General features: G+C 60.1%; 6 protein-coding genes. 3 read left to right on the plus strand and 3 right to left on the minus strand.

Features of this window, described 5'->3' with window-relative positions:
- Positions 1–537: 537 nt before the first annotated feature.
- From AC1DLB_RS24500 to AC1DLB_RS24510, 3 genes are all read right to left on the minus strand, one after another.
- Positions 538–1,359, minus strand: a complete 822-nt coding sequence (locus AC1DLB_RS24500; RefSeq protein ID WP_477785791.1) for a peptidoglycan DD-metalloendopeptidase family protein — start codon at positions 1,357–1,359, stop codon at positions 538–540.
- 3 nt (positions 1,360–1,362) lie between these two features.
- Positions 1,363–2,742, minus strand: a complete 1,380-nt coding sequence (gene xseA / locus AC1DLB_RS24505; protein ID WP_477785792.1) for an exodeoxyribonuclease VII large subunit — start codon at positions 2,740–2,742, stop codon at positions 1,363–1,365.
- Between the two features lie 98 nt (positions 2,743–2,840).
- Positions 2,841–3,728, minus strand: a complete 888-nt coding sequence (locus AC1DLB_RS24510) for a LysR family transcriptional regulator (RefSeq protein WP_477785795.1) — start codon at positions 3,726–3,728, stop codon at positions 2,841–2,843.
- Here AC1DLB_RS24510 and AC1DLB_RS24515 point away from each other — a divergent pair.
- From AC1DLB_RS24515 to guaB, 3 genes are all read left to right on the plus strand, one after another.
- Positions 3,721–4,437 carry a sulfite exporter TauE/SafE family protein gene (locus AC1DLB_RS24515; protein ID WP_477785793.1) on the plus strand — a complete coding sequence of 239 codons (717 nt, stop codon included), beginning with the start codon at positions 3,721–3,723 and terminating at the stop codon, positions 4,435–4,437. The genes AC1DLB_RS24510 and AC1DLB_RS24515 overlap by 8 nt on opposite strands.
- An 86-nt stretch (positions 4,438–4,523) precedes the next feature.
- A complete protein-coding gene (locus AC1DLB_RS24520) occupies positions 4,524–5,072 on the plus strand; it encodes a sugar ABC transporter ATPase (RefSeq protein WP_477743271.1) in 549 nt (182 codons plus the stop codon).
- A 141-nt stretch (positions 5,073–5,213) separates the two neighbouring features.
- Positions 5,214–6,176, plus strand: a 963-nt coding sequence (gene guaB / locus AC1DLB_RS24525; protein WP_477785794.1) for an IMP dehydrogenase, incomplete at its 3' end; no start/stop codon positions are given.

The following is a 6,176-nucleotide window of genomic DNA, read 5'->3' on the forward strand; positions in this document are numbered from 1 at the left end:
GCACCAGATCGGCGCTGCAGTGATGGTCTTCGATGGCCAGGTGCGATCCGGCAGGTTGATGGTCGGGAACGCGCGGTATTTCGAAGACGGGTCTTTGAGCATGCTCATTGGAAAATCCTTATTGTGTGGGCCGAAAAAAGGCGGCCTGCCGGTGGATCAAATGTTCTGGTAAAGCATCAGACGAGGCACCGCGATTCAGCCTGGCAGTCGTGCACTGACGAGGCACAGGCTGCGGTGCTGGCGGAGCTGAATGAGGGTGTGAGAGGTTTTCATGCCTTCAACCCTAACCGCGGGGGGAAAGGATGGCAAGCAGTCGAAAAACTTTGAGAGGAATACTCGAAAAGCGGGTTTTTGCGAGATTTTATTGCTCGTAAGAAGCAGGATCGTTTTGTCGCTTGCGCAGTGTCTCAGCCATGCGCAATCGATAGAAGAGGGGTTGAGTGGGTTGAGAGTGTTCGGTTTGCCTGCGGGTTTCGGTGATGCTCAGGCCGTCTTCGCGGGCCTGCCCGCGAAGAGGCCATCTGCCTCAACCACTGCTTATGGCTGAAACGCACCAATGAAAATCGCCGGGTCCACCCGCGCATCGTTCAAGCTGACGTTCCAGTGCATATGCGGTCCGGTCGCGCGGCCAGTTGAGCCGACTTTCCCGACCACCTCACCACGCGCCAGTTGCTGGCCGACTTTCACGTCGATCTTCGACATGTGGCAGAACATGCTGATAAAGCCCTGACCGTGGTCGACGAACACCGTATTGCCGTTGAAGAAGTAATTCCCGATCAGGATTACCTTGCCGGCGGCCGGGGTTTTGATCGGCGTGCCGGCGGGTACGGCAAAGTCGAGGCCCGCATGGGGATTACGCTCTTCGCCATTGAAAAAGCGGCGCACGCCGAACTTGCTCGACAGCGGCCCATCGACTGGTTTGTCCAGCAACAGGTTGCTCGGGGTATTCGGGCTGAAACTGCGGTAAGCCTGGATCTGCTCGGCCAACTCGCCCTCGATGCGCTTGAGATTCGCCGGGTTCGGATTGACCTGCTGCRTATTCTTCAGGGTGATGTGCTGTTCCGGGTATTTCTTGTTGCCGACGGTGAAGCTCAGGTTGCGACCACCGCTGCTCAGCGACTGGCTGCCCGGTTTGACCGTCAGCGGCACGCCGACGATGGCCAGCCAGTTGTTCTGCTCTTTGACCACCAATACGGGTTTGCCTTGATAACTGGCTTTCGGCGCCTGGGCGGAGCTGCCCAGATCAACCACTGCCACGCCGCCCGGCACCGGTTTGTTCAACAGGCGGGTGATGTAACTGTCGGCGTGGGCGTTGAAGGTCAGGCACAGCAACAGCAATGGAGCAAAAAAGCGCGGCATGGATCAATCCAGTAAAGAAAGGGTGACAGGCGTCAGGTGATTGTCTTCGACCCGCACTTGCAGTTCGCCGTCGCCGAGTTTGGCTTTCAGGCGCTGGYCGGTGTGGGTTTGCGCGGCGCTGCGGATCGCGTTGCCGCGCTCGTCCAGCAGAATGCTGTAGCCACGAGCGAGGGTCGCCAACGGGCTGACCACATGCAGCGTCTGCATCTGACTTTGCAGTTGCAGGCGACGGGATTTAAGCCCTTCGCGCATGGCCCGGGGCAGGCGCTCGGCGAGGCTGTCGAGGCGCTGGCGAAGCATCGCCAGTTGTCGCCCGGGATGTTGCCCGGCGAGGCGGGTTTCCAGGCGGATCAAGCGCTCGCGACGGGTGTTGAGGCTACGTTCGAAAGCGCGGCGCAGGCGCATGTCCAGATCATCCAGGCGTTGCGCTTGCTGACGCAGGCGTTCGCCGGGATGGCGCAAGCGCCGAGAGATGCCTTCCAGACGCAGCCGATCGCGCATCAAGCGGTCACGCATGCGCATCACCAGTCGTCGATGCAGGCTTTCGACTCGACGCACCAGATCGCTGGAGTCAGGCGCCAGCAGTTCGGCGGCGGCGGACGGCGTCGGCGCGCGAACGTCGGCGACAAAGTCACTGATCGATACGTCGGTTTCATGGCCGACGGCGCTGACGATCGGCGTCACGCAGGCATCCACGGCGCGGGCCACGGCTTCTTCGTTGAAACACCAGAGGTCTTCCAGCGAGCCGCCGCCACGGGCCAGGATCAACGCATCGAAACCACGGGCGTCCGCCAGTTTCAGCGCGCGGACAATTTGCGCAGTGGCTTCGCGACCTTGTACGGCGGTAGGGATCAGCGTCAGTTGCACCTGCGGCGCACGGCGGCGGAACACACTGATGATGTCGCGGATCACCGCGCCGGTGGGTGAACTGATGATGCCGATGCGTTGCGGGTGCGCCGGCAGCGGCACTTTGCGTTCGGCACTGAACAGGCCTTCGGCGCTGAGTTTTTCCTTCAAAGCATCGAAGGCCAGACGCAGGGCGCCGTCACCAGCCGGCTCCACGGTGTCGAGAATCAGTTGGTAGTCACCACGGCCTTCAAACAGCGAAACCTTGCCACGAACCTTGACCGCCAGGCCATCCTTCAGCGCCTGGCGAACCCGCGCGGCGTTCTGCCGGAACAGTGCGCAACGCACCTGGGCGCCGCTGTCCTTGAGGGTGAAGTACACATGGCCGGACGCCGGGCGGGCGAGGTTGGAGATTTCGCCTTCGACCCAGATGTTGCTGAACACGTCTTCGAGCAACACCCGCGCGCGGCCGTTGAGCTGGCTGACAGTCAGGACTTCCCGGTCCAGGCCGAGTCTTGCAAAGGGATCTTTAATCATGGGGCGCAGTTTAAAGGCATTCGGCGATCAATCTCCATGATCCGGCGAAAATCCCCTGTGGGAGCCCCCTCGCCACAGGTCGCTCCCCACAGGTTTGCTTACGGCAGCCGGGTGAAGTGTTCAACGAATTGCTGAACCAGCGCGGTGGGATCTTGCCGGCAGGCGAGGGCGACGGTGCTGTGGCAATCCGGATCGGCCAAGGGGAGAAAATGGATGTCCGGCGGCGCAATGTCCTGCATCGATTCCGGTAACAGCGCGATGCCGAACCCGGCCTGGATCAATTGCAGTTGCGTGGTTTTGCGTGACACCACCCGAGCCGCCCGGGGAAAGAACCCTTGGCGCATGCACAGCTCGGCAGATAGATAGCTCAGACCGCCGCGCTGTGGATGAGGGATGGAAATAAACGCTTCATCCTTCAACTGTGCCAGATCGATGCCGTGTGCGGACTTTTCCACAGCCAGCCGATGATTCGGCGGCACTGCCAACAACAGACGCTCGCTGTACAGCGGAACAATCTGCACCCCTTCACGCTGGCGCAGCACCGGCAGGCGCAACAGACCCACATCCAGGCGACCTTCGGCCAATTCTTCCAGTTGTGCTTCCGAGGACAGCTTGACGATGTCCATCGACACCCCGGCATGCAGATCCAGATAAACGCTGATGCCGCGCAGCAGTCGACCACTCATGGGCACGGTGCTGGAATGGCTCAGGCGCAAGACGCCCAGTTGACCGGTGCCCACTTGAGTGGCCATTTCGCTGGCCTTGGTCAGTTCGTTCAGCAGGTTTCTGGCCCGAGGCAAAAAGGCTTCACCCGCTGACGTCAGGCGGGGCTGGCGGGCGGTTCGTTCGAACAGTGGCGTTTGCAGGCGGGTTTCCATGTCCTTGATCTGCCGGCTCAAGGCTGACTGAGCAATAAACAGTCGTTCGGCCGCTGCGCTGAAGCTGCCGCTCTCGGCGATTTCCACGAAGTAACGCAAGTTGGTGATCGGATTGGGTGTTGCCCTGGCCTACATCGTGTTCGGCATTGCCGGTTTTGGCACCGCGCTGGTGGCGGGGCCGATTCTGATTCTGTTCATGCCGCTGTCGAAAATCGTGCCGCTGCTGGTGCTGCTGGATTTCGTCGCCGCGTTCGGCAATCTGCTGCCCTCGCGCCGAGATGTAGAGCGGTCCGAATTGCTGCGACTGCTGCCGTGCATGGCGGTGGGTTGCACGTTGGGGGTGATTTTTCTGCTGAACCTGAAATCCGATGTATTGCTGCTATTGATGGGGCTGTTTATCAGCGCCTATGCGATTTACAGCCTGTGGATCAAAACCCGTCCGACACAATTATCCGCCGGGTGGGCGGTGCCGATGGGCACGGTGGGCGGGATGTTCGGGGCGCTGTTTGGCAGCGGCGGCTTTCTATATGCGATCTATTTGAACAGTCGCTTACCCAAGGATGAGGCCCGAGCCACCCAGAGTGCGCTGATCAGTTGCAGCACCGTGGTGCGTTTGAGCCTGTTTGCCGTCGCCGGTGTGTATGCCAAGCTACCCTTGTTGGTATTGGCGCTGTGTTTGTTGCCGGCGATGGCGCTGGGGCTGTGGATCGGTCGGCGATTGATCATGAAGTTGTCCCGCGAGGCTTTCGTGCGGTTGGTGACCTGGCTGGTGCTGGCCAGCGGGATTGCCTTGATCGGGCGTTATTTGAGCACTTGACCGGATTTCGTCAGGGATTAAGCTGCCGGCCGCCCTGACAATCGGCGCACCGCAGCAACATCCCTTTGACGCAGTAGGCTTGCACCATGAATTCGCAAAGCATCATCGTCCCGAAAATCTCCACACTGCCGGTACACGAACCCCGGGCCCGGGCGGTCGTGCGGTGGCTGGTGCGCAAGAACATTATTAAAGAAGAGCTGACCACCTGTGGCCGCACCGGCAATCACATGGCCCACGCCATCGCCGACGGCGCCCGCGCCGTGGTCCTGCACCCTGAAGCGCTGCCGTTCGGCGAGCCGATCAATGGCCTGGAGATCATCACCAAGCGTTGCATCTATACACCGGCCAAGGGTTTTCTCGAAGAAGCCGGCTGCGCCGAGTGCCGTAAGGAGATCGGTGAAGCGCTGTTCGAAAGCCTGGAAGACTGGATGCCGGGGCGCACCGATAACTTCACCTGCCCTGAGTGCGGGCATGAAGACGACATCAACGGCTTTCTGTTTTTGCAGGAATGCGGCTTTTCCAACCTGGGGTTCATCTTCAACAATTGGCTCGAGGCCGGGTTCAAGCAGGACTTTATCGAAGAGTTTGCCGATTGGCTGGATCAGCCCGTGAGTTGGGTCAAAGTCGAACTCTAAATGCCGGCGTCGGTCCCCTACGGGGGACAATGTTTCTCCGTATGTCAGTAATGCCAATAATAGACAGAGTTTTACATTGAACCCGAGGGGGTGTCTGACTATAATGGCGCGCTTCCATTTTCCCGCTCGGGAGCCCCCGCGATGCTGCGTATCAGCCAAGAAGCTCTGACATTCGACGACATTCTCCTAGTGCCCGGTTATTCCGAGGTGCTTCCTAACGAAGTCAGTCTCAAGACCCGCCTTACCCGTGGCATCGAGCTGAATATTCCACTGGTTTCCGCCGCTATGGACACCGTTACTGAAGCCCGTCTGGCAATCGCCATGGCTCAGGAAGGTGGCATCGGCATCATCCACAAGAACATGACCATCGAGCAGCAAGCTGCCGAAGTGCGCAAGGTCAAGCGTTACGAAGCCGGTGTGGTCAAGGACCCGATCACCATCGAGGCCGATGCCACGGTGCGTGAACTGTTCGAACTGACCCGCCTGCACAACATCTCCGGCGTTCCGGTACTGCACGATGGCGACCTGGTCGGCATCGTCACTTCCCGTGACGTGCGTTTCGAAAACCGCATGGACGTCAGCGTCCGTGAAGTGATGACGCCTAAAGAGCGTCTGGTCACGGTCAAGGAAGGCGCCAACAAGAACGATGTGCGTGAATTGCTGCACAAGCACCGCATCGAGCGCGTGCTGATCGTCGACGACAAATTTGCCCTCAAAGGCATGATGACTGTCAACGACATCGAAAAAGCCAAGGCTTATCCGCTGGCCAGCAAGGACGATCAAGGTCGTCTGCGCGTTGGCGCTGCAGTCGGTACCGGTAAAGACACCGGTGACCGTGTAGCTGCCCTGGTCCATGCCGGTGTTGACGTGGTGGTGGTCGACACTGCCCACGGTCACTCCAAAGGTGTGATCGACCGCGTTCGCTGGGTCAAGCAGAACTTCCCTGAAGTGCAGGTCATCGGCGGCAACATCGCCACCGGCGCTGCCGCCAAGGCCCTGGCCGAAGCCGGCGCTGACGCAGTCAAGGTCGGTATCGGCCCAGGCTCGATCTGCACCACCCGTATCGTCGCCGGTGTCGGCGTCCCGCAAATCAGTGCCATCGCC

The sequence above is a fragment of the Pseudomonas sp. 05N434 genome, from assembly GCF_056396965.1.